The following is a 25438-nucleotide window of genomic DNA, read 5'->3' as shown; positions in this document are numbered from 1 at the left end:
TGCCGGAGAGGGCTTACCGGAAGGTTATGGTTCGGGACGCGATGTGCTCGGGGATCTCCAGGTCCACGGTCATGGCGGGGTCGGTCTGCGGGGTCCCCCAGGACGAGTGGAGCGGCAGCACACCGGCCCAGACCGGCAGCGCGTAGTCCTCCTCGTCGTCGAGCGGGGGGCCCTTCCGCACCTTCACCGACGCCTCGGCCAGGGAGAGGGCCAGGACGGCGGTCGCCGCGAGCTCCTTCCTGCTCGGCGGGCGCGCGGCGCTCCACTGGCCCGGGGCGAGCTGCTCGGTGATCGCACGCAGGCCGGCCAGGCGCTCCCCGTCCTCCTCGACGAGACGGGGCCGGCCGTAGATCATGGCCGAGCGGTAGTTGAGCGAGTGATGGAAGACCGAGCGGGCCAGCACGATGCCGTCCAGGTGGGTCACCGTGACGCAGATCTCGCCGGTGCCTCGCAGGGAGGTGGCGCCGGTGGATCCGTGCAGGTAGAGAGTGTCGTCGATCCGGCCATAGCCGGTGGGGACGACTCTCGGGGACCCGTCGACCACGACGCCCAGATGGCAGACCAGACCGGCGTCGAGCACCGCGTACAGGTCTTCACGGTCGGTCCGGCCCCGGTCCTTGGAGCGGTTGAGCGTGGTGCGGGGAGTCATGGAGAGCATGGCTCTACCCTAGGAAGAAGTGGATATCGAGAACACATCCACTTCTTCCTGCTTCTGGGAGACCACTTTGCCACGCACCCCTGTTGACCTGCCCGTCTCGGTAGACCGTGAGGCTGCCGCAGCCCTCACCGTCCAGCTCGGCGACCGGCTCCGCACCGCCATGCGTGACGGCACCCTCAAATCCGGCGAGCGCCTGCCCTCCACCCGCGCTCTCGCCCGCCAGCTGTCCATCAGCCGCACCGTCGTCACCGAGGCATACCAGCAGCTCTACGCCGAGGGGTGGCTTGACGGCCGCCATGGCTCCGGCACCTACGTGGCGGACCTGGTGATCCACACTCCGTCGGCCCCGCGCCCTTCGGGCTCCGGCGCGCCCGCCGAACCGCACCCGCCCCCTTCCGCCCGGCGCGCGTACGGCGGTGGCCCAAGGCGGTCGGACGGCGCCGGCGCGGTGCCCGCGGCCAGAGGGCGCGGTGAGCAGATGGTCGACCTGCGGCCCGGGCAGCCGTGGGTCCGTGACTACGACGAGGCGGCCTGGCGCAGGGCGTGGCGGAGGGCGGCCGACCTGCCGCCGGGGGACAGGCCCGACCCCCTCGGCCTGCCCGGACTCCGCGAGGCCCTGGCCGTGCACCTGCGCAGGACCCGGGCGATCGCCGTCGGACCGGAGAACATCATGGTCACCAGGGGCACCGGTAACGGTCTCGACCTCGTCGCGGCCACGCTCCTGCGTCCCGGGCACAGGGCCGGCGTCGAGGACCCCGGCTACCGCGTCGCCAGAGAGGTCTTCGCCGCGCGGGGCGCCGAGATCGTGCCCTGCCCGGTCGACGAGGACGGTGTCGTCGTCGACGGGCTCCCCGACGGCCTGCGCGTCCTCTACACCACACCCGCCCACCAATATCCCCTGGGAGGACGCCTCCCCGTCCCGCGCAGGGAGCGCCTCCTCGACTGGGCCCGCCGTACCGGCGCGGTCATCGTGGAGGACGACTACGACGCCGAGTTCCGCTACGACGTCGCCCCGCTGCCCGCCCTGCACGGCCTCGATCCGGACCGGGTGGTCCTGCTCGGCACGCTCTCCAAGTCGCTCGCCCCCGACATCGGGGTCGGCTGGCTGGTCGCCGCACCGGACCTGCTCGCCGCCGTCGCCGCGACCCGCACGCGTCTGAGCGACCGCACCAGTGGGCCGGCCCAGCAGGCGGTGGCCGTCATGCTGGAACGCGGTGACCTGGACCGGCACCTACGCCGCATGCGGCTGGAGTACGCCCGCCGCCGCGCCGCCATCGTGGACGTCCTCGGCCCCAGGGTCATGGGCGACACCGCGGGGCTGCACGTCATGGTCGAACTCCCCGCCCAGACCATCCCCTCGCTCCTCGCGGAGGCGGCCGAGCGCGGCGTGCTGCTGGATTCGACGGCCCGGCACCACCACGGCGAGGAGCACCGGCACGGGCTGGTGATCGGGTACGGCTCCGCCTCGCTGGCCGACGTCCGGCGCGGAATCACGGTGGTCGCCGACCTGATCGGCCCCCGGCTGGCCAACTAAAGCCGAGTGGCGTTCTAATAGTGGGCTATGAGTACGCCTGGTATCGACTGGTCCCGCCTCGTCGCCTGGATGGCCGCCAACGTCGCCGAGGTGGGAGAGCCCACCGGGATCTCTCTCATTTCCGGCGGCCGATCCAATCTGACCTACCGGGTCGAGACGGAGAGCCGCCCGCTGGTGCTGCGCCGTCCCCCTCTCGGCCACGTCCTGCCCACGGCACACGACATGCGCCGGGAATGGCGGGTCATCTCGGCGCTGGCCGAGACGGCGGTGCCGGTGCCCGAGCCGGTCGCGCTCTGCACCGACGAGGACGTGATCGGAGCGCCCTTCTACCTGATGGGTCACGTCGAAGGCGAGGCCGTCCGCAGCCGCGCGGACGTGGAGCTGTCGCCGGAGCAGGCCAGGGCGCTGTCGGAGCGGCTCGCCGAGGTGCTGGCGGCCATCCACGCCGTGGACTACGACGCGGTCGGCCTGGGCGACTTCGGCCGCCCCGACGGCTACATGGCCCGCCAGCTGGAACGGTGGGGTCAGCAGTGGACGCGTTCGAAAACCCGTGAACTTCCCGAGTACGACCGGCTCGCCGACCGCCTGCGGCAGCGGCTCCCCCGCCTCTCCCCGGGCGCCCTCGTGCATGGCGACTACCGTCTCGACAACACACTGGTACGGCTCGCGCCGGGCGCCGTCCCCAAGATTCGCGCGGTGGTCGACTGGGAGATGTCGACGCTGGGAGACCCGGTCGCGGACCTCGGCCTCACCCTGACCTACTGGCAGGATCCGGACGACGTCGAGCGCTCCTCCATCCCGGTGGCCGGCGACATCACGCTCACCCCGGGCTTTCTCACCACCAAGGAGTTCGCCGCGCACTACGCGCAGGTCTCCGGGGCCGACCTGACCGACCTGGACTTCTACCTGGCGTTCGGCAACTTCAAGCTCGCGGTCATCGTGGAGGGCATCCACGCCCGGTTCACACAGGGCAAGACCGTCGGCGAGGGCTTCGAGGAGATCGGCGCCTCCGTGCCGACCCTGATCGCCAGGGCTCACCGGGCACTCGACGAGCGCTAGAGGAGCACCCGCCCGGAGCCCCGAGGACGCGGGTGTCCCGGGGACCCGAGGTCAGGAGGCGTCCGAAACGGGCGCCGGCTCCTCTCGCTCCTCTCGCTCCTCCCGCGCGCGGCGCCCGGCCGGGCGCCGCCGGGCGAGCCATCCGGTGAACAGCGCTCCCAGGGCCGCGGCCGAGGTGATGGCGGCCAGCACCGTCACCGCGGCGCGCATGGTGAACGTGCCGCTCATGAAGAACGCCTCGCTCACGATGATGCCGACGGAGACGCTGATCGCCACCGTGAGCGCCATGCTCTCCATGGCGTCTCCCGTATGGTCGCGGCGGCCGAGCAGGGGACGGGCCAGGGCCAGCACGGCGGCGCCCGGGCAGGTGAGCAGGAAGACCACCGACACGGTGACGCGCAGCGGGCCGGTGTCCGCGACCTGCGTGACCAGCAGCGTGAGCCACCCGGAGGTGGCGAGCAGCAGCAACGGCCAGCGTGATTTGCTCATGGTTCCTCAGGCTCACGGTGTCTTCGGGACGAGTTCGTAGATGACGCCGCCCGAGTTGCGGGTCAGCACCTTGAAACGGTCCGACGCGGCCACCTCGCGGCTCAGCCGGTCGACCGTCCCCTTGGGGAAGATGCCCATGGTCTCGGTGGCGACCTTCTGCACGCGGTTGAGCACCAGATACGCCTTCGCTCCCGGCGGGAGCTTCGACATCAGGCTGATCACCGACGGCAGCGGGTTCTTCACCATTTCCGGCAGGGTGGGGACGTACGCCGGCAGGTTCTTCACGGCGGTGCGCGACGGGGGCAGCTCGTCCAGCCAGGTGTGGTCGTAGCGCTCGTAGTAGTCATACGCCCCGGGGACGTAGAACGTCGGCGCCACGATCTCCGAGCCGGTCGGGGCCACCCGGTAGAGCTGCTGGACGAGCCGGGCCTCGTCCGCCGTGAAGTAGTTGGTCTGCTCCTTGCCGTAGTTGCCGAAGAAGAAGCCCGTGATCATGAGCAGGAAGACCAGGGGCAGGACCAGGGCGCGGATCCAGGTCCGGCGGGCGGGCAGGAACAAGGCCGCGGCCAGGAACGCCGTGAGCGGCAGGGTGAACAGGTAGACGCGGAAGATGATCTCACCGCCGTAGCTCCCCCCGGCGAGGAAAAGCAGGGGGCTCAGCCCGATCATGAGCAGCGGCAGGCCCGGACGCCTGAGCCAGCCGCGGCGTACGAAGGCACCGGCGAAGGCCAGCACCCACAGCCCGCCGGAGAGGGCACGGTCGGCGTAGGCGACGATCACCTGTCCCGGGGAGGCCGTACCGAGCGCGATGAAGCCGGCGTTGAGGTTGCCGCCGGCGTCGCCGAGTGATTCGACGATGTCGTTGAACCTGCTCGCCAGCAGCTGGCGGGCGGCACCGAGATCCCACGCCGCCACGGCGAGGCCGGTGATGAGCAGGATGCCCAGGTTGCGATGGCGGCGCAACAGGAACAGGGCGAAGAGGCCGGCCGTCAGCACCAGCGGCGTGAGCTGGTGGGACGAGGCGATGGCGACGATCGGGAGGATCAGCAGGCACGTCCAGACCAGGCGGGTGAACGTGTCGGAGACGGGCGGCGGCTCGGCCGCCAGCCCCTGAGGGTCGTCACCCGCCCTGATCGGTCCCCGCCGGAAGCGCCGCACCACGACCACGAGCACGGTCAGGTAGAGCACCAGCGTGGTGGCCTGCGGTGAGAAGTAGTCCTGCCCGACCCAGGAACAGGAGAAGTAGACCCACACGGCGCCCCAGACCAGCTGGCGGTTGCGCGTCACCGTCCGCAACAGGAGCAGCAGCGGCAGGAGCATCGCGGCGTTGAAGGCGGCGGGTCCCCAGACGGCGATGCTCAGCGAGTTGTCCAGGCCGGCCATCTCGGTCATCAGGGAGAAGAAGGAGAAGAACCCCGGCCACTGGTGATAGGCCGACAGCGGGCTGATCTCGGGGTCGGTCGCACCGTGCCGGATCAGGTAGTCGATGACCGAGACGTGTTTCCAGGCCCATGAGTAACGGAGGGACGGATAGAGCAGAGCGGGGGTCGCGTGCAGCACTGCGATCAGCACGAGGGTGTAACCCGCGTGCCAGAGTTCGAGGGCCCGCCGGTCGCCGAGCAGGGCGACGAACCCGACCACCATGACGACGATCGCGGCCCAGAACGTGATGGGCAGGACGGTGAGCAGTCCCAGGTCGGTCATCCGGTCGAGGTTGACCTCGCGTAGCGAGAGCCCCCAGAGTACGGCGGCCGCCGGCAGCGCCGTACGGGCGAGGAACCACGTCACGACGGACGCCTGCCGGGCCGTCCCGTCGGGCCGTGTCGTGCGCAGCCGTCCGGTCGCGTAGCCGAGACTGAGCGCCACCAGACCGGCGAGCATGACCAGCAGGGCCTTCCAGCCCTTCACGTCGGCGGGCCCGGTGAAGGTCACGGCCCGGAATGCAGCCTTGGGCAGCCCCCTCCTGATCGGGGCGAGACGGGCCGACAGCCCCTCCCGCCCGCTGGTCCGCCACGGCACGCCGGCCTGTGACCGGCCCTCGGCCACGCACCGGGCCAGGAAGTAGGAGAGCCGGGAGCGTTGCGCCGGCACGTTCAGTCGCACGACCGCCGAGGGCTGCCGGAGAAGTTTCGCGTCAGGTCTCAGATCCCGCAGCCGGGAGCCGAGTTCGCTCGTCACCCCGCCGGCGGGCTCGGCCACGGCGTCGCCGGGCACGCGGTCCGGCTCTTCGGGGAAGCCCCCCGCCTCGGCCAGCGCCTCGCGGCGGAACGACATGGCTCCGCCGTACAGGTCGTCGATCGGGCCCGTCTCGAGCGGTGAGCCGGTGCGCGGCACCCCCAGCACCCACACCAGCTCGACGGGGAACCAGTCGGGCTTGCCCGTGTCCCAGCGCACCGCGAGCCGGCTGCGCACTCCGATCACGTCGTCGTCGGCGTAGGCGTCCAGCAGGGATGCAGTCCAGCCGGGCTCGGGGGCGGAGCCCTCGTCGAGGAACGCGACCACGTCAGCATGCACGCTCGCCAGACCCAGGTTCCGCGCCGAGGCGGCGCCGGTGACCTCCTGGCCGTGTACGACCACGACGTCGTCGAGGGTGGCCTCGGCCCAGGTGGCCAGCTCGGGACAGTCGACGACGACCAGCGCGATCTCCTCCGGAGCCGGCTGCTGGGCACGTAGCGCCTCGACCATGGAGGACAGTCGGGGGCGTGACTCGGGGGAGCCGCTGACGATGACGACCGCCAGGGACGGGAGGACGGTCTCCTGCGCGGGAGCCTCCTCGTCACGGGCCGGGATGTGCCAGGTGGTGACGGAGGAGACGTCCTCGGCGAGCGGCAGGAGGACCACCACCACCACCTCCTCGGCGTCCTCGTCGGGTCCGTCCGGGGTGGTTCCGGTTTCCTGTGCGGGCTCGTCCGGCTCGTCCGGGGTGGTTCCGTCCTCCCGTGCGGTCTTCGCCGGAGCTCCTGTCGCCTCGGGCCTCCGGAAGACTCTGGTCTGCTCGGAGTCCTCGGCATCGGTGAGGTCCCGGGGGCCGTCAAGGTCCGCGGTCCCGCTGACCTCCTCTACGCCGGACGGATCTTCGGGCTCTTCCGGGCTTTCGAGGGCCTCGGGTGCCCCGTTCACCGCAGGCCGGGCGTCTTCGGACTGCTGGGCCGGGCCGGTGGCCGATCGACCTATGGGGCGGGTGATCGATTCATCGATTACCTCTTCGGCCTTCCTGCCCTCCACGCGCACCCTTTCCTGGTTGGGTCGATGCGAATGTCTGGCCCAGACTTTACTCCGCACGCGGGCAGGGAGCGCTCCAAGAAAGGCATGTCGGCCGGTCCGTTCTCAGGCGCGGACGCCTGAGAACGGACCGGGTCCGTTGTGATCGCCGCCGGTCGACCGGGTGTTCCTCCTCCGCCGATCCGGAGGGAGAGCGGACGGGTGGATATCCGGCCCGGATCTCAGCCGGTCGGCTGCCGGACCATGGGCTGCCGGAAGTAGGGATCCTTACCGGCCTCGGCGAACGCCTGGACGACACCGGGGCCGGTCAGCGAGAAGTCGCACCGGTCAGCGTCGACGTTGTTCCACTGGATGATCGCCTTGAGGTTGGGCATGGTCTTCATCGCCTCGGGGATGTCGAGGTACCAGTCGGCGCGTGCGGAGGCGTCGCTCTTGTGGCTCTCCGTGCCGTACTCGGCGAGCATCAACGGCTTGTTGGCGAAGCCGTTCTGCTGGAACCAATTGTAGGTGGGCTGCACGGTCTGCTTGAAGTCCTGCCACGTGGCGCCGCGGCAGGTCGCGAAGTTGTAGGGGTCGTAGCTGATCCAGTCGACGTAGGAGTGGCCCGGGTAGTAGGCCTTCCACCTGTCCCGGAACGGGTAGTAGCCGGTGACGCCCCAGACCCAGAGCGCGTTGGTCGCGCCCGCCTTCCGGAAGCCGTCGACGATGCGCTTGTAGGCGGCGACGTACTCCGCCGGGGTCTGGCCGCTCTCGTCACGGTCCTTCTCCCCGTCGAAGCCGACCAGGATGGGCTTACCGTACTTCTTCACCCGTGCGGCCTGGTCGGTGATCGCCTGGTCGTAGTGTCCGGCCGCGATGTCGCGCCAGGCGATGTCGAGGTTGTCCTGCCAGATCGACGACTCCCAGGCGAGGAGCAGGATGTGGTCGTTGACGACCTGGCTCTCGTCGTTCCGGAAGAATCGCCCGGAGTCACTGTCGGACATATCGTGATAGCTGATGGTGATATCGAGCTTACGTCCGAGCTTCTGTTCCATCGCGGTCAGGCTGGGGCGCATGTTGGGGTTGTCGCCGGGCGGCACGTGCATGCCCCACCAGGCTCCGCAGGGCGGCACGAGCTGTGCCGTGGGGGTGCACGACTTGTCCGGAGCCTTGCCTCCCGGCACCACCGGCGCCTGGGCGCTGGGGCCCTGCTGTTCCGAGGAGTTGTACGTGTAGACGCCGACTGTGACGACGAGGGCGAGGGCCAGGCCGATGAGGACCCATCGCGATGCCGAGAGCCTTCCCGCCGGCCGGCCGTGCCGACTCTTCGCGGGCAGACTCATGTGATTGTCCAGGCGTCTGGTGCTGGCGGAGCAGTTAAGGCCAACATGGGCGCGACTTCCCGTTTGTTTGAAATTTAATTAATTTTTGTACCAAATTATGGCCGAGAAAATCTATGGCCAGCATAAAAAGAGGCGTTTGCGTCACGGACTGACAGCTTGCTGTGACCTTACGCTTTCCATCCCGCTTCAGCTGTCGTGCGAACATCTAGTTCGGTCAAAAATGCGGTGATCTGGTGGGCGTGGAGCGGATCGGCCAGGTAAACGCGGCTCACTCCAGCAAACGGGGGCACGACGAACACCACGGTCTCGCCGATGGCCGGGGTGATCAGCACCTGGCCGCCCGTGACGGACCGCGCGCCGAGCGCATGGACGCAGGGTCCGGGCGGGGAAAGGAGGCGGCCGGATGTGAGGCGGCACACGCCTCTCACCCCCGGCCACGTCATCCGGCCGAGCCGAGCGCTTACGGCCGGATGACGTCGCTTCTCATATGCCGCGGCCTATCCGTTGCAGCCGGCTGACGATCGCGTCGGCCGGCACCCCGGCGGCGACGGCCAGCGCCAGGTAGGCGCGGGGCTCCCAGGGGCGGCGCCGCATGATCTGGCCGACCCAGTGAAGTGCCTGCGAGGTGTGTCCCAGGGTGGCCTCGGCGAAGGCGATCTTCCCGGCGACCTGGGCGTAACCGCTCGGCGCCTTCTCGAACTCCGGGTAGTGCTCCAGCATCCAGCGGAGTGCGGAGGAGATCGTTCCACAGGATTCGACGATGGAGAAGTAGGAGCCGTTGTGCATTCTGAGCCGCACCCCGGTCTCGGGCAGGTTGGTGATCGGCCCGAACCGGGCACCCCGCAGCAGCAGCTCGTAGTCCTCGCAGTACCCGCCGGGAAGCTCCTCGCTGACCAGCCCGAAACCGTTGACCAGCGCCTCACGGCGCATCAGGTAGGTGGAGGGATGCATCGAGGGAAGCTGCTTGTGCAGCAGGTCCTTCATGGTCACCGACGGGGCGGCCACGGATCTGGCATAGGTGACCTTGTCGTTGAACAGCTCCACCCCGCACGTCACGAAATGACCCGAGCCGAGGGCGGTCACCTGCGACCGGAGCTTGTGCGGCAGCCACAGATCGGTGTCATCGCAGAAGGCGACCAGCTCGCCGTCGTCCAGAAGCACGCCCGTGTTACGTGCTCCGGCGATCCCGGGGTTCCGCGTGTTCTCGGTCACCAGAACCCGGCGGCCCGGGGTGTCACGGGCGACCGACTCCTCCACCGGGCTCTGGTCGAAGACAGCGACACAGGTCACCTCGCCCGGATAATCCTGGCCGAGGATCGAGTCGATGGTCTCCTTGAGCAGACCGGTGCGATTGCGGGTCGGGATCACGGCGGTAACCGTCGGCCAGTGGTCCACAGGGGGTCCTTTCGTTAGGACGTCAAAAATTGAAGATCAGGTGGCGGACGCCGCGATCACGTCCGCCTAGGCCGCGGTTCTCAGCGTCCGGTCGTCGGCCGCCACCGTCGTCTCGGAGCGCCGTCGCCCTTTGCGCGCCAGTACCAGTGTGAGGGCGAGAGCGCAGAGGCCGAGCAGGCAGAGCAGAGACGTCTGGATGCGCTCAGCGGGTGCGATCCAGAGGCCGACCGTCACCAGCATGGCCGACGGCCAGTGGAACCGCTCGTCGCGGTGGACGGCTCTGGCGGCCAGCAGCGCGGGGGCGAGCGCCGCCACGGCGAAGAGGACCGGAGCCCACACCAGCACCGGGGTGGGATCGGCGATCCCCATGACACGGGCGAAGAAGGCGGGCAGGGCGAGGAGCCACTCACCGCCGGGGGCCTTTCCGGTGGCCATGATCTGCGCCACCTTCCCGGCGAGGCTCCCGGCCGAGCCGCTCAGGGCCTCCAGGCCGTGCAGGCAGAGGGTCACGGTGACGAGCTGCGCCCACAGCACCACCTTCCTGCGTGCCATGGCCAGTTCCGCGGCGAAGGCCACGACCACCAGTCCGACACCGCCGAGGGCCGGCACGGTGGCCGACAGGAAGGCGGACGGTCCCGAGGCCGCGGAGCCGAGCGCGACGACGAGCAGACCCTCAGCGGTGATCAGCGGGGGCAGCCACCGCCTCGCCTGTGCCAGCCACGGTGCGCGCGGTCGCGCGGGTGCCGCGGCCTCGGCCGGAGGCTTCCTGACGGGGGCGGAGGCCAGGGTGGGCTGCGCGTCGACGATCATCATTACCAGCGTCGGGGTCTCGTCCGGGGAGAGGTCGGCGCTTGTCGCCCGTGCGCCTCGCAGCACCTTCACCAGGCCCGGCGCGACGACGGCCGCCACGATCACCTGGGCCGTGAACGTCCCCATGCCCACGCCGGTGATGCCGTAGAACTGGAAGAGGGTGAACGACAGGCCCACGACCAGAACGCACAGCAGCGCCTGGAGCGCGAGCAGCGTCCGCACCCGGCTGCGGGCGCGGAGCACCCCCAGGTAGATCTCGATGACCGCGTGGGGGATGGAGGCCAGGGCGAGCAGCCGCAGCACGCTCGCACCGTGCTCGGAGAACGACGCACCCCAGCCGAGCCGCAGGATGAGCGGCGCGGCCAGCGCGGTCACCAGCACCACCGGGACCAGGAGCATCATGGTCCGCCGGAGCGCCAGCATGCACTTACCCGCGAGCAGCGACGGATCTCCCGACCCCTCGATGGTCAGCGAGATGGCCATGTTGAGCGCGAGCATGTCGAAGACACCGACCAGGGTGACCGCCGCGGCGTAATATCCCGCCGTCCGCGCGTCCACACCCGCGAACACCAGCACCGGCATGAGATAGACACTGGCCAGGATGAACAGCGTGCCGGGGAAGTCCCCGGCGAGGAAACGGCCTATCCGGCGGAACCGGGGCGGGGCTTGGTGGGCGTTGCGCATGGCGGCCAGGGGGGCCAGCCTGCCGAAGATCGCAATGCTGATCGGGATGACCGTGACGGCCACCGGGATCGTCCAGGCCAGGAAGATCCCCGCGCCGGGGAAGGCCGGGGCCAGCACGACCAGCAGCACGATCTTCGACAGGCCGACGGCTATCCCGATGAGAGGCACCCAGGTGGCCTTGCCCAGTGCGGTCAGCACCACGTCCTGGACCGTGAACACGCACCACAGGAAGACCGACAGCAGGAACCAGCCGGCCATGCCGAGCCCGTTCAGCCCGCTGTAGTTGGGGCCCCACATGTCCAGCGTGAACAGGAAGATCACGGTGGCGACGGACGCCGCGCCACCGCCCACCAGATAGGTGTAGCCGACCAGGCGTCCCGTCGCCCTGCCTCCCTCGGGGAGGAAACGGGTCAGCGCGCCGACGAACCCGAACGCGGTCATCCCCGCGAGCAGGCGCATCGCGGCGATCAACGCGGAGGCGCGGCCGTAGTCGCTCTCGCTGTAGGTCCGCACCGCGATCGTCCAGTAGGCCAGGCCTAGTGCCCCGGCGGCCCCCGCGTTGACGATCAGCGAGTAGGCGTTGCGCAACAGGGGGTCGTTCAGATCCCTGGGGAGACGACCCCACAGGGTGTGCAGCGTCCCCCGTCGCCGGCCCGCCCTCCCCCCGTGGAGGTCCGTGTCAGTCACCGCCCAATACCTGCCCCGGCGCATACTTCGAAGAGATCTGCCGCAGCCCGTAACGGGTCCGCCGCACCAGCGCGTATCCCTTGGTGAGGGCACGTTCCTTCATGTAGAGCATAGAGAGACTTTGCCCGTCGATGGCCTTGCCGAACTTGACCATCGAGGTCTGCTCGGTGACCGTCAGGCGAGGCAGGGCGAGCAGCTCGTCGCCCTCGCGCACGGTGTCGTTGGCCACCGCGCACGCGGTCCAGTAGCCCGCCTTGCGCACCTCCCGGCGGACCCGCGCGCTGGAGTAGCCGTAGGGGTAGGCCATGGTGGCCACCGGACGGTCGATCTGATCTTCGAGCATGGCCTTGTTCGTGCGCAGCTCGTTACGGAGCTCCCTGCCCGGCAGCTGGTCGAGCTGCGGATGGCTGTGGCTGTGACCGCCGATCTCCACACCGCAGGAGACCGCCTCGCGCACCTGGCTCCAGGTCAGCATGGGCGCCAGCCGCCGTCCGGCCTCCGCCGGGCCGGAGTCCTGGACCCAGCCACTGGTCACGAAGACCGTCGCCGGATAGCCGAACCGCTCAAGGACGGGCAGCGCCTCGCTGTGGAAGTCGGCGTATCCGTCGTCGAAGGTGATGGCCACGGGCCGGTCGGGCATCGCCGCGGTCCTGTGCATCCCCGCGATCAGGTCGGACAGCGTCATCGGAGTGAAGCCCCGATCGCGGAGCACGCCCAGCTGGTCGGCGAACCGTCCCGGCGAGACCGCGAGCGGGCGCGTCTCGTCGTTCGGGTGGTCGCTCACCGAGTGGTACATCAGGATCGGAACACGAATCATGATCGCCCCAACTTCAGACGCGCCGTACCGACCGCGTAACCCCAGGTGGTCCAGGCCAGGCCGACCACGATGGCCGCGGCGCGGCCGAGCCCCGGGAGGTCGCCGCGCAGTGCCTCACCGACACCGCGCAGCACCCCCAGGGGCAGGGCCTTCATCGCGTAGGCCCGCTCGCTCGACAGCCCGTCATCGGTGCCGACGCTCGACGCGACCAGGGCCTTGGACAGGCCCTCGGCGTAGCACCGCGACCTGAAGTAGGCGAATCCCGCCCGTTGCACGGAGACCTTGTGCCCGATCACCGCGTCCGGTTCGAACAGCATCACCGCGCCGGGCCGGCTCTGGGAGAGCCGGATACAGAACTCCGTCTCCTCGCAGCCGAGCGGGCGGCTCTTACGTCCTTGGACGCTGCGGCCGATCCCGGTGTGGAAACCGCCGACGGCGCCGACGGCCTCCCTGCGGAAGGCCGCGTTCCCGCCCATGACGTTGCGGATCGGAGCCCGGACCGTGGGCATGCCCCGATAGGTGCACCCCACGGTCCAGTCGAACTCGTGCGGGAACCAGCGGGGGCGGCGCCCCGTGGCCCACAGCGGCCTGGTCTGCCCGCCCACCCCCACGATGGTCGGGTCCTGGAAACCCTCCTCCAAAGCCTCCAGCCAGCCAGGTTCGGCCACCGCGTCGTCATCGAGGTAGGCCACGATGTCGCCCGAGGCGGTCGCCGCACCGGTGTTCTTGCCGCCGGACAGCCCCTTCTCGTTCGTGTTCTCCACCACGAGTACGCCGGGATACTCCTGCTTGAGCCTCAGGTGCAGGTCCGTGTTGTAGTCGACGACCAGAATGATCTCGTACGGCCTGCGCCGCTGGTTCTCGACCGATTCGACGGCCGCCCGGATGTCCTCCCAGCGTTCCTCGGTGTAGACGCATATGACGACACTGCTCTTCATGGCTATGCCGCGCCCTGGTCCGCCGCCGGAGTGGCCGCGGGCTCGGGTGCCGGTGCGGCCGGCTGCTGGTGCCACTCGCGGATGATGGTCCGCAGCACGCGCAGGCCGTCGCGGACCACGTGCAGGTTGCTCTCGCCGTGAATCCGGCACCGTTCGTGGCTGGGCACCTCGTGAACGCGGAGCCCGGCCTTGGCGGCGCGGATGTTCATCAGCGTCTCGACTTCGAAACCTTCGCAGTCGAGGTCAAGCGCCTCCAGGTGCCGTGACCAGAAGGCGTTGTAGCCGTAGCACAGGTCGCTGTAGCGGGTGCCGTAGATCATGTTCACCAGGGTGGTGAGGACTTTGTTGCCGGCCCGGCGGCTGAAGGTCAGGTCGTCGCTGCCCCCGCCGGCGGCGTAGCGGGACCCCTTGACGAAGTCCGCCCCGGTGACCAGGGCGCCCACGAACTGGATGATCTCGCGGCCGTCGGTGGACCCGTCGGCGTCGATCATCACGATGATGTCGCCGGTGCACGCGGCGAAGCCGGCGGACAGCGCGTCGCCCTTGCCCTTGCCGCGCTGGGTGACGATCCGTACGTTGGGCCGCAGCCGCTTGGCCACGGCGACGGTGTCGTCCACCGAGTTGCCGTCGACGAGCACGATCTCGTCGATCCACTGCGGCAGGGTGGCGAAGACGTGCGGGAGGTTCTCCGCTTCGTTCATCGCGGGCACGACGACGCTGACGGTCGGGGAAATGGCCATGTGAGGGGTGAGCGGTGTGAATCGCTCGATTGGCGGCATGGAGCGCAACATGCCGAGCTGCTTACCGTTCTGCCTGACGGTCTCGGGATTCATGATGGCGGATATTCCTTTTGTCCTTCCGTGCGCTCGTTCTTGGGGGTGCGGGGAGAACGGCGCGACAGTGATCGAGGGATGCCTTGCGTCGGGGACTGGAGAGCTGACTGAAAGAGCTGTTGGAGACGCGGTCGAAGGGAGCGCGGTCACCGCGGTGAGGGAGGTGCGGTTACTGCGCCTTGGGCGATTGCTGTGCGGCCGAACGCGGTCGGAGAGCGGATCTCGCCCTGCCGTAGCCCTTGAGAACCCGATCCGCGGCCCGGAAAAGGGTGGGGTTGTCCACTACGACGGTGCGGAGTCTGTTGACGGGGACCCTGCCCAGCCATTGGGCGGCGGCCATCGGAGACGGACGTGAGATGCGGGCCTCGGCGACCATCAGGGCGCCGGTTTTAAGCCATTCCTTGTATTCCCGGCCACCCTTGCCCATATCCACCTGGTGCAGCCCCGCGTTCGCGGCGTGTTCGGCCATGTGCAGGTGGTGCATGATCCCGGGGGAGTAGCGCGCGAAGGCCGAGTCGTAGGCGGGGAACCATCCCACCAGGGTGTGTGCCGTACGGAGACCGAAGTGTCCGGCGACGGGAGTGTCTCCGGCGTAGACCATGGTGAGTACGCCGGCGAAGTCGTCGGACCGCTGGGAGTGCATCTCCTCGACGAGCCGCACGATCCACGGCTGGGCGAAGCGGTCGACCCGCCCGGTCCGCTGGTACTGGTCGGACTTCCAGCCCAGAAGCGTGCGCAGCGCCCCGACGTCCGGCGAGTCCCACGCGAAGCGGATCTCGCCCTGTTCCCGGCCGAGCTTGCGCTCCTTGTAGCGGACGGTCTTGTAGTTCTTCGCCGAGGCGGCGCGCACCTGCTCGATGTAGGCGTCGAAGCCGCCGCTGAGGTCCATGACGGGTGCCGGTCGGACATCCGTCTCATACGGTGCGAACGTGGGCTGACCAGCGACCAGGTGGTCGAAGTCGATGGCCGACAGCTTGCAGGCCCGGAGCAGGTCACGCGGGTCGATCTTCAGTTCGGGCACCGAGATCAGCCCGTGGCAGGTGGTGAGGAAGCCACCCAGGGGCTTGCCGATGCCGAAGCCGTGCCGCTCGTAGGGGAAGAACCCCACGATCTCGCCGCCGTCCTCGATCACCGCGACCCTGACGTAGTCACGCAGCCTCCCCATGGCCAAGGTGAAGTCCACGGAGAGGAAGGGGTTGTCGAGGCTGGCCGATGTTCTCTGGATCTCACGCCATCGGAACACCTCGGACTCGCCGAGATCTCGCGGGCGCACAATGCTGATCTTCACCCTCAACCGCCCCCCTGTCCGGTCTGCATGCTTCCATTCCCCCGGTAAACCAGGCCCAGGACATATATGAAGCCGCCGAGCACCGCAATCGTCACCACTCCCGCCCGAGGCGACCATGCGTCAAAAGTGAGCATCGCGGTGGCAAGGAGAACGTTTGCCAGAAGACTTGTCGCTACCCCTACCGATAGTGCAGTAAGCGGGTCACGATCACGCAACAGTCCCATTGCGGCGATCCCGGGAACCGCCAGAAGGAACAGCGGGGTAAAGATCATTCGTAGCGGAGTGTCGACGTCGGCGAGTGCGAGCGCGGCCCCCGCCGCGCACACAAGGGCGAACGCCCCCCTCAACACCCCGCGCTTGGCTGGCATCTCCCGGCCCCCGGTCTCTGGCTGATGATCAAGTGGTTGATCACACTTCATGTGAACAACCGCTCCGTATGCACGTCAATGCCGACGCTTGACATCAGCCGATGGTTTACCGGTTCGCAAAGATAAGTCATGGTGTTGCCCAACACCAAGTCAAAGGATCATGTCGTCTCCGGCTCCGCGCTGGGCGCGGTGGAGGGCGCAGACGTGGGCGTCGGCGTCGGTGGCGGGTCCTCCGGCGGGTCCGGGACCTCCTGCTCGGCGGTCTCCCAGGAGATCGCGCAGTTGGAGTTGCCTCCGGCGGACTTGAAGGCGACCCGCCCGCTGCCGCTCTCTCCGGGGTCGGCGGCGGTGACCCATATCACGCTCTTGGCTCCGGCCTTGAGCTGCCCGCGCTGAGGGTGGACGTTCAGCCCGCCCGAGGTGGTCGCCGACCAGGAGACCGCGGCGTTGCGCGCGGAGAGCTGGATCGTGCCCGCCCCCTCTCCGATGTCGGCGGGGCATGTGACGGCCAGCCGTCCGGCCGAGGGCGGAGGGGCCGGGGTGCGGGTGGTGCGCGGCCGGTCGGGAACCGGCCGCCGGGCCGGCACCGACCGGGCCGGGCGGGGTGTTGGAACGGGAAGGGAGGCCTTCCTGTCCTCCTCGCTTCTCTCGCCGGCGGGGGTGGCCGTCGGAGAGGGGGCCGGATCCGGTGGCGGGGACTCCTGCTCGGGCTCCAGGGTGATCAGCGCGGGCACCCGGTCCGGGGCGGCCTCGGCCCGTGTCACCCGCCCGTCGCTCGCGTTCTGCCCGGCGATCACGGCCACGGCTCCGGCGGCCGCCAGCACGCACGCGACGGCCGCGACCACGGGGGCCGTCCGCCGGGAGGGCCTGCGGCGCTGTGCCGGCGAGATCGACCGCCGTCCCTTCCCGCGACGTTCGGCCGGGGCGGGGAAGCCGGTCCGGTCGAAACGGTCACCCGCCTCGACGATGGAGGCGCGCGCCGCCGCGAGGTCGGGGTTCACGCAGGTCTCGATGACCCGGCGGCGCAGGGAGAGCGGGGGGAAGGCCACGGGCACCATGTCGAGCAGCCGTCCGGCCGAAACATGACGCTCCCGCCGTTCGAGGCAGACCTCACAGCGGCTGATGTGGCTGGAGAGCCGCCTGCGCAGGATCGTGGTGAGCGGGCCCTCCCACGAGTCGACCATCGCCGACAGGTCCGGGCAGTGCGCCCGGCCGACCTTGGCCAGGATCACGGCGGCGGCCGAGTTCTCCAGGTGCTCACGGGCATGGCCGAGCCGCGTCGTGGCCTGGCGCGAGGACAGCCCGAGCACCGCTCCCGCCTCAGCGGTGCTGAGGTCGTGCCGGAGTGACAGTTCCAGCGCCTCGCGCTCCTGCCCGCTCAGCTCGGCCAGTGCCTCGTGCACCAGCGCGGCCAGTTCACGCTCCTCCGGGGTGTCGTGGTCGTCGTACGCCGGGGCGGCCGCCGTACTCCGCGAGCCCTGCGACCCCCGTGTCCTGACCGCGCACCGGGACCGGGTGAGCGCGTACAGCCAGGGGCGCAGCCGGCCCGGCTCGCGCAGCCGCTCGATACAGCCGTGTGCGGTGACCAGGGCGGCGTGCACGGCCTCGGCCGCGCGCTCCCGGTCCCCCAGCAGCGAATGGGCGTAGTCGCTGAGACGTTCGGCATAGGAGTCGTAGAGGCTCGCGGGCGCCGTGGCGTCGGCACGCCGGAGCGCCTCCACAAGTTGTTGGTCGTCGGTTCGGCCGACGGCCGGCCATCCGGGCACGGACATTCCTCCCCGCAGGACGGGCTCGTTCACGGGCCATGCCCGAGACCCCACACGCGTAGGACGCCACCTGGCCGGGACGGGTTGTCCTAACCGGTCGATACCATGCCGGACCGGCATGAACTGGTAAAACTGAAACGGCTGGGGCCTGTGGGACGCCGGCCGTACGGGACGGAAGAGGGCCGGAGGTCAGCAGTTGGGAGCGCAGAGGCGGCGCTCCATGCCCTTCAGGAAGAATTTGCGGACCTGAAGGATGTCGGTGGCGATGAACGCCTCACCGCCCGTCGCCTTGGCCAGCGCGTCCATCTGCTTCTTGCCCTTCGCGGCCTCGGGGCCGAAGGCGATGAGCAGGATGCTGACCGGCTTCTCCGGGTTGTAGGTCTTCTTCAGATACCGGAGCATCTCCTCATTGGAGACGCCGCCGTCCGGGTCGTCGTTGCCGGCCCCGTCGGTGAGGATCAGGACCGTGTTGATCTTGTCGCCCTGATACTCCTTGGTCATCTGCCCGTAGGCCGCCTTGAGAGTGTCGTTCAGGCCGGTGTCGCCGGTGGGCTTGGCCTGGATGGCGGAGAACTTCTGGACCAGCAGATCCTTGCGGAGCACGCCGCCGATGTTCTCGGTCAGCGGGCCGACGGGGACGGTCTTGCGGAAATCCTGCCCGTCGGCGGTGAGGTGCGTGGAGTACTCCCACACGCCGATCTCGCTCTTGGCCGGGAACAGCCGCATGCCCTCGACGGCGATCTTGGAGATCACCCGCATCCGGTCCGAGCCGGTGCCGGGGACCGGCAGGGCCATCGTGCCGGAGACGTCCAGCAGCGCCAGCAGCCGGGTGCCGAGGTTGAGCCGGGACCAGGACTGCGACATCCCCGCGACGGTCTTGGCGTCGGGCATCTTCAGCGCCCGGGGGGCCTTGGCCTGGAAGCCCCCGGCGTCGGAGACCGCCTTGCCGCCCTTGCCGTCCGGAGTACGGAAGCCCTGGTCGTGGAGTGTCTTCTGCGCGGCGCCGGTGGCGAACTCCTGCTGGAACGCCTCGGCGGCCTTGCGGGCCGCGGCGGTCTTGGCGGTGATCACCACCGGATAGTCGAGGTTGAGGGTGCCTTCGGCCGGATAGAGCGGTACGGCCGGCACCTCCGGCTTCTTGACGGTGTTGAACGCCCAGACGCCCTGCTCCGAGGCGACGCCGAGCGGGGCGCGGCTGCCCTTGACGCCGAGGCTGGCCAGCAGCGCGTCCTGGTCGCGGACCGCCGATCCGGACAGCGTCTTGAGCGCGCCGACCAGTTGCTCCTGGCCGACGCCCGAGGACGTGGCCACCCCGGCAGCGGCCAGGAGGGCGCCGAGCCCCGCGGCGTTGAAGGAGGGGTCCAGCGCGAGCACGCGCACCTTGCGGCCCGGCCCCTCGACGTTCGCCACGTTCGCGGCATTGATCATGCCGTCCCAACTGGCCGCGCCGAAGCTCTTCCTCAGGTTCGGGACCACCGAGCCGGAGGCCACCATGACGATGGGGGACTGGGCCACGGACGCGCCGGGCGCGGGCACCTCGGGGTTCTTGGTCCGCAGGTTGGTCACCCACAGCGTCGAGTCGGGGATCCACATGTCCATCGCGGCGGCCTTGCCGCCGGCCAGCCCGGAGGCCACGGTCGCCGGCACGCCCTTGGTCACGGTGACGGTGGCACACCCTCCGCCGGTGTCGTGGCGGGCCTTGTTGAAGCGATCGGCGATCTGCGACACGGCGGGCTGGATGTCGGGAGAGGCGGTGACCCGGAGGGCGACCTCGTCCCCGGCGCATCCCCGGTCCCGGTTGATGATCACAAAGGCGGCGACACCGAGCAGCACCGCGAGGGCGACGGATCCGGCCAGCGGGACGAGCACCTTGCCCGGTCCGTTGCGGCGTCGCCGAGGCGCCTCCTGATAGGAGGTGTAGCCGTCGTCGAGTTCATCCGTCCGGTGACGTCCGCCCACGATGCCCTCTTCGGTCTCGATGTCCTGAAGCCAGCGGGTCACCCATAAGGAGGTTTCCGCAATGTTCAGGGAACTGTACTGGGAAGACTTACCGTGGCAAAACACTCCTTTTGCTGCACGTATCACCGTACGCGTCGGTAGCCACCATCTGCGTTCTGGGAGAGGGCGGCGGGTTCGGCGGCGAGGGGAGCGCCGGCTTCCAGCTTTTGGCCGTCCTGTATGGCTGTTACGGCCCGCAGTAATAGCCGATGACGGGTCCGGCTCCCCGGGTGAGGCGAAAGCTCTCGGTGGCAACCGGAGCCGCGTAGTCTCCCGGAGGAAAAGGCCAGCAGATCCACAAGGGGGAAGTCGGTGCCGTTCACTCCCAGCCACGTCGCCGCGGTGCTACCGCTGGTCTCCTCGGCGCGGATGCGGCGGCTGCTGGACCCCTGGGCACTGGCTCTGGGCGCGATGGTGCCCGACCTGCCGATCTTCCTGCCCTTTCTGCCGGACTACACGTTCTGGCACTCCACCCGGGGCGTCTTCACGATCGCCCCGTTCGCCGTCGTCATCCTGCTCACCGCCTTCCACGGCCTGCTCCGCGACCCGCTGACCACGCTGCTCCCTCCCAGCCTGGCGGGCAGGGTCGCCTCGCTGGCTCCCGGGCGGTACGGCGTGCGGCACCTGCCCGCCGTGGTCGCGGGCGGCATCGTCGGCGCCTGCACCCACAAGCTGTGGGACTCCTTCACCCACCACTACAGCCAGGGCATCTGGGGCTGGGAGTGGCTGGCCGCCCCGGCGGTCGGCCCGCTCCCGATGTTCCGCCTGCTGCAGTACCTGTCCACGGTGGCCGGCCTGGCCGTCGTCGCCTGGTGGGCCTGGCGCGGGCTGTCGCGGATGGAGCCGGTGGCGGCGCCGGAGCGGCTCACGCTCCCCGCCGGGGTACGGCGTGGGGTGATCCTGTCGACCCTGGCCGCCACCGCACTGGGCGCGGTGATCTGGCCGATCGCCTTCCCGGCCACCGGCTGGGCCCAGACGATCACCAGGGTGGGCGCCGGAGTGGTGGCGGGCTGCTGCGCCCTGCTGCTCCTCTATGCGCTGATGTGGCAGCTCAGGCGGGTCATGGCAGTATTCGAAGGTGTTTAACGCCTCAGATCCCCGCCTCGCCGACTACGCCAACCTGCGCGACGTCGAGCTGCGCAAGAGCCTGGAGGCCGAGCACGGCCTCTTCATCGCGGAGGGGGAGAAGGTGATCCGCCGGGCCGTCGCCGCCGGATACCCGGTGCGCTCGGTGCTGCTGACCCGGCGCTGGGCCGACCCGCTCGCCGACCTGCTGGACACGCTCGGCGACCGGGTCTACGTGGTGGACGACGACGTCATGGAGGCGATCGCGGGCTTCCCGGTGCACCGGGGCGCGTTGGCCGCCATGGAGCGGCGCGGACTGCCCGAGGTGGGCGAGATCCTGCGCGGTGCCTCCCGGCGCGTCCTCGTCCTCGAAGACCTCGTCGACCACGGCAACGTCGGAGCGATCTTCCGGTGCGCGGCCGCGTTGGGCGTCGAGGCCGTGATCCTGTCGCCCCGCTGCGCCGACCCCCTCTACCGGCGGTCGGTCAAGGTGTCCATGGGCGCGGTCTTCGCCATCCCGTACGCACGGATGACCAACTGGTACGACGGCCTGGCGGAACTCCGGGCGGCGGGTTTCCAGACGCTCGCGCTGACCCCCGACCAGTCCGCCGCGTCCCTGGACGGGGTCGCCATGGCCGACCGGGTCGCCCTGCTGCTCGGTTCGGAGGGAGACGGGCTCTCCTCGCGCTGGCTGCACGAGGCCGACCACCCGGTCTGCATCCCGATGAGCCCGGCCGCCATGGACCTCGGCGTCGACTCCCTCAACGTGGTCGCCGCCGCAGCCATCGCCTGCCACGGCCTCATGCGCGCAGGCGCGGCGGACCCGCCCCACGGCCGGGACTGACCACGCCGCCCGGACAAGCCCTGTGCCCCCGTCCGGGGCCGTTGGCGTCTCGAATCCATACGGGGGACGGACGCCCGCGGACTCACATCGCCACCACCCAGCCGCCACCGCGTCTGCTCAGAGAGAAGAGGTCGTTCAAGACGATCGACATCTCGCGGGATTCTCCTTCACGGTGCCCAACGGAGGAGCACCGAACGTCTACAGCCCGTAGTTGGTGAGGATGTCGACAACCTGCTGAGAGTCATGCAGCACGTGCTCGCGGATGTGCCTGCCGGCTGATTCCGCGTCCCCCCTGGCGATCGCCTCGGCCAGCGGCCGGTGATCGACGCCGGTCCAGTCGGGGGTCTGTACCACCTTCGAGCAGAAGTACCACTGGCGCAGGGCGAGGTTGAAGTGGATCTCGGCCGTGGTGGTGAGATAGTCGTTGCGGGTCATCCGGTATATACCGTGATGGAACGCCGCATCGAGGTCGATGCACTGCTGCAGGTCATCGGTCTCGAACTGCCGCTCCGCGATTGCGATCAGTTGCTCCTTCTCCGCCCTCGATCCCCGGCCGCACGCCAGAGAGGCGGCGAGCCCCTCCAGTTGGAGCCTCAGTTCCATGACGGACCGCGAGTCCTTGAGGGCGATGTCGGTGGCGAACGTACCGCTGCGCGGGTAGATCACGATCAGCTTCTCGAACTCGAGCCGCCGGATCGCCTCACGCACCGGGGACGTCCCCACTCCGAGGCTGGCGCGGAGTTCCGGCTCGCTCAGCCGTTCACCCGGCATGATCTCGACCCGCACCAGACGCGACCGTAGCGCGGCGGTGGCGGACTCGCTCAGCAGGCTGGAAACCGATGGTTCTCCAGGGCCCGTCTCCGAATTGTCGGCGACGTAGGCGGAACACACTATGCACGACCTCTCCGCGTGTGGCTTCACCCGTCCGGCCCGCGGACGCCACCGCACGCACGACTCTCAGCAGGCTGTCATCAGAGCGGACGGACCTCGTCATGGACGCCGCCGGGGCCGGCCAGCAGGTCGTCGATCACGACGGAGACGCCGTTCTCGACGGTGCAGGCATAGTCACCCACGGAGTACTCGCCGCCCAGGATCTCGACCAGCTTGAGCTCCACGCCGTTGACCGAGAGTGTCGAGCTCAACTCGACCTCGGCGGGTCCGAAGGTCTTCCGGTTGAGGACGAAGTCCTTGGAGGTGTCGCGGGAGACGATCTCAAAGGTCGTGAAGCCGGGCTCGTTGGCCTTGGGGAGCGCATGGACCTGCAGGTGAGGGTACATCGTCATGTCCGCCCAGGACTCGTTCGAGTAGCCGGCGTCGGGTGTCATCGAGATTCCGAAGATCAGTTTACCGGCCCTCCTCACCGTTCCGGAGACACCGCCCTCGCCGTCGGTGAGCTCGATCTCCCCGTAGTGCTTGGGATAGCCCCAGACCTCGCGGCCGAACGCCACGCTCCACGGCTGGTCCTCGTACTCGAAGTAGTAGTTGACCCCCACATGATCCTTGTAACGGACCGGGATCACCACGCCGGAGTCGTAGAAGGGACCCGGGGTGGCGTTGCCGAAGTCCGCGATCTGCACGACGAAGCGGTCGTCGGCCAGCTCGAACGGGGTCGGCTCCAGCAGCGCCTCGAGGTTCGCCGCATCGCCCCGGCAGTACACCGAGAGGCTCCGGAGGTTCTCGCACCAGTACGGCTGGTCCCCACTCGGATAACCGAGGTAGGTGAAGAAGTTCTTGACGTCGTAGTTCTGCTTCATTTCCGGTTTTCCCCGTGATCGTTGATTCGGTCGTGTGGCCTGCTGGGACGGTCAGTCCCGGCCGGCTTCGTGGATCTTTCTGAGAAACGTCTTCAGTTCCGGCGCGCGGGGTGCGTCGAAGATCTCAGCCGGACGCCCCTGCTCAAGGATCGTGCCCTTGTGCAAGAAACAGATCTTGGAGGAGATCTCCCGGGCGAAGGGCATCTCATGCGTCGTCATCATCATCGTGATGCCGTCTTTCGCCAGCTCGCGGACCAGATTGAGCACCTCGATCACCAGCTCGGGGTCCAGAGCCGAAGTGATCTCGTCCAGGAGCAGCACTTGCGGCCGCATCAACATGGCCCGGGCGATCGCCACCCGTTGCTGCTGGCCGCCCGACAGCTGCTCCGGGTAGGCGCCGACCTTGTCCTTCAGCCCCACCCGTTCGAGCATGACGCGGGCATCGGCCTCGGCCTGCTCCCTGGTCGCCACGCCCGCGCGTACCGGCGTGAGCGTGCAGTTCCGCAGCACCGTCATGTGGGGGAACAGGTTGAAGCTCTGGAAGACGATCCCGACCCTGCGGCGGAGCTTGACGAGATCGACCCCCTCCCCGGAGATGATGTCGCCGTTCAGCGATATCCGGCCGCCCTGGATCGTCTCCAGCCCGTTGACGCAGCGCAGGAGCGTTGACTTGCCCGACCCCGACGCGCCGATGAGGGTCACGACCTCGTGCCGGTCGACGACGAGGTCCACCTGATCGAGGACCCTGTGGTCGCCGTACTCCTTGGTGACCTGGTCGAGTTCCACGAATGCGGTCGACATCGGTTCAGATCCCCCTCTTCCTCGTGCTCGACCGTGCGAGCAGGTAGTCGACCAGGCGGGTCTGCGGGATCGTGATGAGGACGAACAGGAAGCACACGGCCGTCACCGCTGAGAGGTTGAAGTCGTTGGCCGAGTAGATCTTCGCCTGGCTGAACGCGTCGATGATGCCGACGACGATCACAAGTGCGGTGTCCTTCTGCAGTCCGATGAACGTGCTCAGCATCGGCGCCGCGATGTTCCGCGACATCTGCGGGAGGATCACGAACCTGAGCACGTCGGGCTGGGACAGGCCCATGGACAGGGCCGCGGAGGTCTGGCTCTTGTTGATGGACTCGATGCCCGCGCGGTAGAGCTCGGCGTTGTACGCGCTGTAGGTCAGCGCCAGCGCCACGATCGCATAGACGATCGGGTCTCCCTCGCTGAGGATCGGCACCTCGGTGAGCGGGAGCCCGAAGCACACCAGATAGATCAGCACTACCGACGGGATGCCGCGGAAGACGTCGATGTAGGCGATGGAGAGCGCGCGCACGGGCCAGAAACCCGTGCCGGGGAGCAGCCGCCCGATGGCGAGGACGAGTCCGAACACCATCGCGAGGAACTGCGCGCCGACGGCGATCTCCACGTTGATCAGCAACGCCCTGCCGATGTCCACCGCGCTCTTCGCCATGAACCCGCCGTTGAAGAAGGTCTTCTGCACGGCGCCGTCGTTGGTGAAGACGAGCAGGCCGGCCAGCGAGACGACCGCGATGAAGCCGGTCAGGCCCAGCGAGGCGATGGAGGCGTTCCTCGACCGGGCGGCGGACACGCGCGCGGATACGTGGTCGCCGGTCTCCCATTCCTGGTCCGACAGCTTGCTCCGGCGGAAGGCGACCAGCAGGGGCCCGCCCACGACCGCCGCCGGCAGCACGATCCCGAGGAGGACGCGCAGCGGTTGCCCGGCTGGCAGGGTCGCGCCGGCGAGCCCGTAGCAGAGCACGATGGTGAGCAGGGCCAGAACCGCGGCACCGCTGAGATAGCCGTTGGTGCTCAGAGGACGGGCGGGCTCCGGGGCCCTGCCGTCGAGGGCGAGACCGGCCGCGGTCCTGCCGGACGCCTGGATGTTCATG

The 25438-nt window shown here is 69.2% G+C and carries 21 protein-coding genes; 4 read left to right on the top strand and 17 right to left on the bottom strand.

What is annotated here, in order from left to right:
• Positions 1-13: 13 nt before the first annotated feature.
• Complete coding sequence (locus FHR32_RS04985) at positions 14-658, bottom strand: pyridoxamine 5'-phosphate oxidase family protein (RefSeq protein WP_184753212.1); 645 nt, start codon at positions 656-658, stop codon at positions 14-16.
• Positions 659-725: 67 nt separating this feature from the next.
• Here FHR32_RS04985 and pdxR point away from each other — a divergent pair, with 67 nt between their 5' ends.
• Both pdxR and FHR32_RS04975 read left to right on the top strand, forming a co-directional pair.
• Entirely contained in the window at positions 726-2192 is a 1467-nt protein-coding gene (gene pdxR / locus FHR32_RS04980) for a MocR-like pyridoxine biosynthesis transcription factor PdxR (protein ID WP_184756365.1), read from the top strand.
• Between the two features lie 27 nt (positions 2193-2219).
• On the top strand, positions 2220-3251 hold the full coding sequence (locus FHR32_RS04975) for a phosphotransferase family protein (protein WP_184753211.1): 1032 nt from the start codon (positions 2220-2222) through the stop codon (positions 3249-3251).
• Positions 3252-3302: 51 nt separating this feature from the next.
• Here the strand turns inward: FHR32_RS04975 and FHR32_RS04970 are convergent, their stop codons facing one another.
• The 12 genes from FHR32_RS04970 to FHR32_RS04915 form a co-directional block, all read right to left on the bottom strand.
• On the bottom strand, positions 3303-3740 hold the full coding sequence (locus tag FHR32_RS04970; RefSeq protein WP_184753210.1) for a hypothetical protein: 438 nt from the start codon (positions 3738-3740) through the stop codon (positions 3303-3305).
• Positions 3741-3752: 12 nt separating this feature from the next.
• On the bottom strand, positions 3753-6965 hold the full coding sequence (locus FHR32_RS04965; RefSeq protein ID WP_184753209.1) for a glycosyltransferase: 3213 nt from the start codon (positions 6963-6965) through the stop codon (positions 3753-3755).
• A gap of 218 nt (positions 6966-7183) precedes the next feature.
• Complete coding sequence (locus FHR32_RS04960; protein ID WP_184753208.1) at positions 7184-8284, bottom strand: glycoside hydrolase family 26 protein; 1101 nt, start codon at positions 8282-8284, stop codon at positions 7184-7186.
• 167 nt (positions 8285-8451) lie between these two features.
• Positions 8452-8616 (bottom strand): hypothetical protein, encoded by a 165-nt coding sequence (locus FHR32_RS04955; RefSeq protein ID WP_184753207.1) that lies wholly within the window; start codon positions 8614-8616, stop codon positions 8452-8454.
• Positions 8617-8767: 151 nt separating this feature from the next.
• Entirely contained in the window at positions 8768-9679 is a 912-nt protein-coding gene (locus FHR32_RS04950; RefSeq protein WP_221465265.1) for a glycosyltransferase family 2 protein, read from the bottom strand.
• Between the two features lie 66 nt (positions 9680-9745).
• Positions 9746-11860: a lipopolysaccharide biosynthesis protein gene (locus FHR32_RS04945; protein WP_184753206.1), complete on the bottom strand. Its 2115-nt coding sequence runs from the start codon at positions 11858-11860 to the stop codon at positions 9746-9748.
• Entirely contained in the window at positions 11853-12677 is an 825-nt protein-coding gene (locus tag FHR32_RS04940; RefSeq protein WP_184753205.1) for a polysaccharide deacetylase family protein, read from the bottom strand. Before FHR32_RS04940 ends, FHR32_RS04945 begins: the two co-directional genes overlap by 8 nt.
• Positions 12674-13615, bottom strand: coding sequence for a glycosyltransferase family 2 protein (locus tag FHR32_RS04935; RefSeq protein ID WP_184753204.1), 942 nt, complete (start codon positions 13613-13615; stop codon positions 12674-12676). The genes FHR32_RS04940 and FHR32_RS04935 overlap by 4 nt, the downstream gene beginning before the upstream one ends.
• A 2-nt stretch (positions 13616-13617) precedes the next feature.
• Positions 13618-14448 (bottom strand): glycosyltransferase family 2 protein, encoded by an 831-nt coding sequence (locus FHR32_RS04930; RefSeq protein WP_184753203.1) that lies wholly within the window; start codon positions 14446-14448, stop codon positions 13618-13620.
• Positions 14449-14617: 169 nt separating this feature from the next.
• On the bottom strand, positions 14618-15721 hold the full coding sequence (locus FHR32_RS04925; protein ID WP_312882012.1) for a GNAT family N-acetyltransferase: 1104 nt from the start codon (positions 15719-15721) through the stop codon (positions 14618-14620).
• 541 nt (positions 15722-16262) lie between these two features.
• A complete protein-coding gene (locus FHR32_RS04920) occupies positions 16263-17870 on the bottom strand; it encodes an RNA polymerase sigma factor (RefSeq protein WP_184753201.1) in 1608 nt (535 codons plus the stop codon).
• Positions 17871-18059: 189 nt separating this feature from the next.
• On the bottom strand, positions 18060-19871 hold the full coding sequence (locus tag FHR32_RS04915; protein WP_312882010.1) for a substrate-binding domain-containing protein: 1812 nt from the start codon (positions 19869-19871) through the stop codon (positions 18060-18062).
• 309 nt (positions 19872-20180) lie between these two features.
• Here FHR32_RS04915 and FHR32_RS04910 point away from each other — a divergent pair, with 309 nt between their 5' ends.
• Together FHR32_RS04910 and FHR32_RS04905 are read left to right on the top strand one after the other, a co-directional pair.
• Positions 20181-20954: a DUF4184 family protein gene (locus FHR32_RS04910; protein ID WP_184753200.1), complete on the top strand. Its 774-nt coding sequence runs from the start codon at positions 20181-20183 to the stop codon at positions 20952-20954.
• Entirely contained in the window at positions 20947-21777 is an 831-nt protein-coding gene (locus FHR32_RS04905; protein ID WP_184753199.1) for a TrmH family RNA methyltransferase, read from the top strand. Before FHR32_RS04910 ends, FHR32_RS04905 begins: the two co-directional genes overlap by 8 nt.
• A gap of 198 nt (positions 21778-21975) precedes the next feature.
• Here the strand turns inward: FHR32_RS04905 and FHR32_RS04900 are convergent, their stop codons facing one another.
• The 4 genes from FHR32_RS04900 to FHR32_RS04885 form a co-directional block, all read right to left on the bottom strand.
• Positions 21976-22668 (bottom strand): GntR family transcriptional regulator, encoded by a 693-nt coding sequence (locus FHR32_RS04900; RefSeq protein WP_312882009.1) that lies wholly within the window; start codon positions 22666-22668, stop codon positions 21976-21978.
• Positions 22669-22748: 80 nt separating this feature from the next.
• Positions 22749-23531 carry an acetoacetate decarboxylase family protein gene (locus FHR32_RS04895; RefSeq protein ID WP_184753197.1) on the bottom strand — a complete coding sequence of 261 codons (783 nt, stop codon included), beginning with the start codon at positions 23529-23531 and terminating at the stop codon, positions 22749-22751.
• A 51-nt stretch (positions 23532-23582) separates the two neighbouring features.
• A complete protein-coding gene (locus tag FHR32_RS04890) occupies positions 23583-24332 on the bottom strand; it encodes an amino acid ABC transporter ATP-binding protein (RefSeq protein WP_184753196.1) in 750 nt (249 codons plus the stop codon).
• 4 nt (positions 24333-24336) lie between these two features.
• A complete protein-coding gene (locus FHR32_RS04885; protein WP_184753195.1) occupies positions 24337-25437 on the bottom strand; it encodes an amino acid ABC transporter permease in 1101 nt (366 codons plus the stop codon).
• Between the last annotated feature and the right edge of the window lies 1 nt (position 25438).

The sequence above is a fragment of the Streptosporangium album genome, assembly GCF_014203795.1.
GTDB classification, from domain to species: domain Bacteria; phylum Actinomycetota; class Actinomycetes; order Streptosporangiales; family Streptosporangiaceae; genus Streptosporangium; species Streptosporangium album.
This window is presented reverse-complemented; position numbering and strand designations above follow the sequence as displayed.

Bases quoted from the DNA above. Each gene is read 5' to 3' on its own strand.
- FHR32_RS04930 (WP_184753203.1), bottom strand. From the start codon at position 14,448: ATGAATCCCGAGACCGTCAGGCAGAACGGTAAGCAGCTCGGCATGTTG.
- FHR32_RS04890 (WP_184753196.1), bottom strand. From the start codon at position 24,332: ATGTCGACCGCATTCGTGGAACTCGACCAGGTCACCAAGGAGTACGGC.
- FHR32_RS04985 (WP_184753212.1), bottom strand. From the start codon at position 658: ATGCTCTCCATGACTCCCCGCACCACGCTCAACCGCTCCAAGGACCGG.
- FHR32_RS04935 (WP_184753204.1), bottom strand. From the start codon at position 13,615: ATGAAGAGCAGTGTCGTCATATGCGTCTACACCGAGGAACGCTGGGAG.
- FHR32_RS04975 (WP_184753211.1), top strand. From the start codon at position 2,220: ATGAGTACGCCTGGTATCGACTGGTCCCGCCTCGTCGCCTGGATGGCC.
- FHR32_RS04960 (WP_184753208.1), bottom strand. From the start codon at position 8,284: ATGAGTCTGCCCGCGAAGAGTCGGCACGGCCGGCCGGCGGGAAGGCTC.
- FHR32_RS04970 (WP_184753210.1), bottom strand. From the start codon at position 3,740: ATGAGCAAATCACGCTGGCCGTTGCTGCTGCTCGCCACCTCCGGGTGG.
- FHR32_RS04895 (WP_184753197.1), bottom strand. From the start codon at position 23,531: ATGAAGCAGAACTACGACGTCAAGAACTTCTTCACCTACCTCGGTTAT.
- FHR32_RS04940 (WP_184753205.1), bottom strand. From the start codon at position 12,677: ATGATTCGTGTTCCGATCCTGATGTACCACTCGGTGAGCGACCACCCG.
- FHR32_RS04885 (WP_184753195.1), bottom strand. From the start codon at position 25,437: ATGAACATCCAGGCGTCCGGCAGGACCGCGGCCGGTCTCGCCCTCGAC.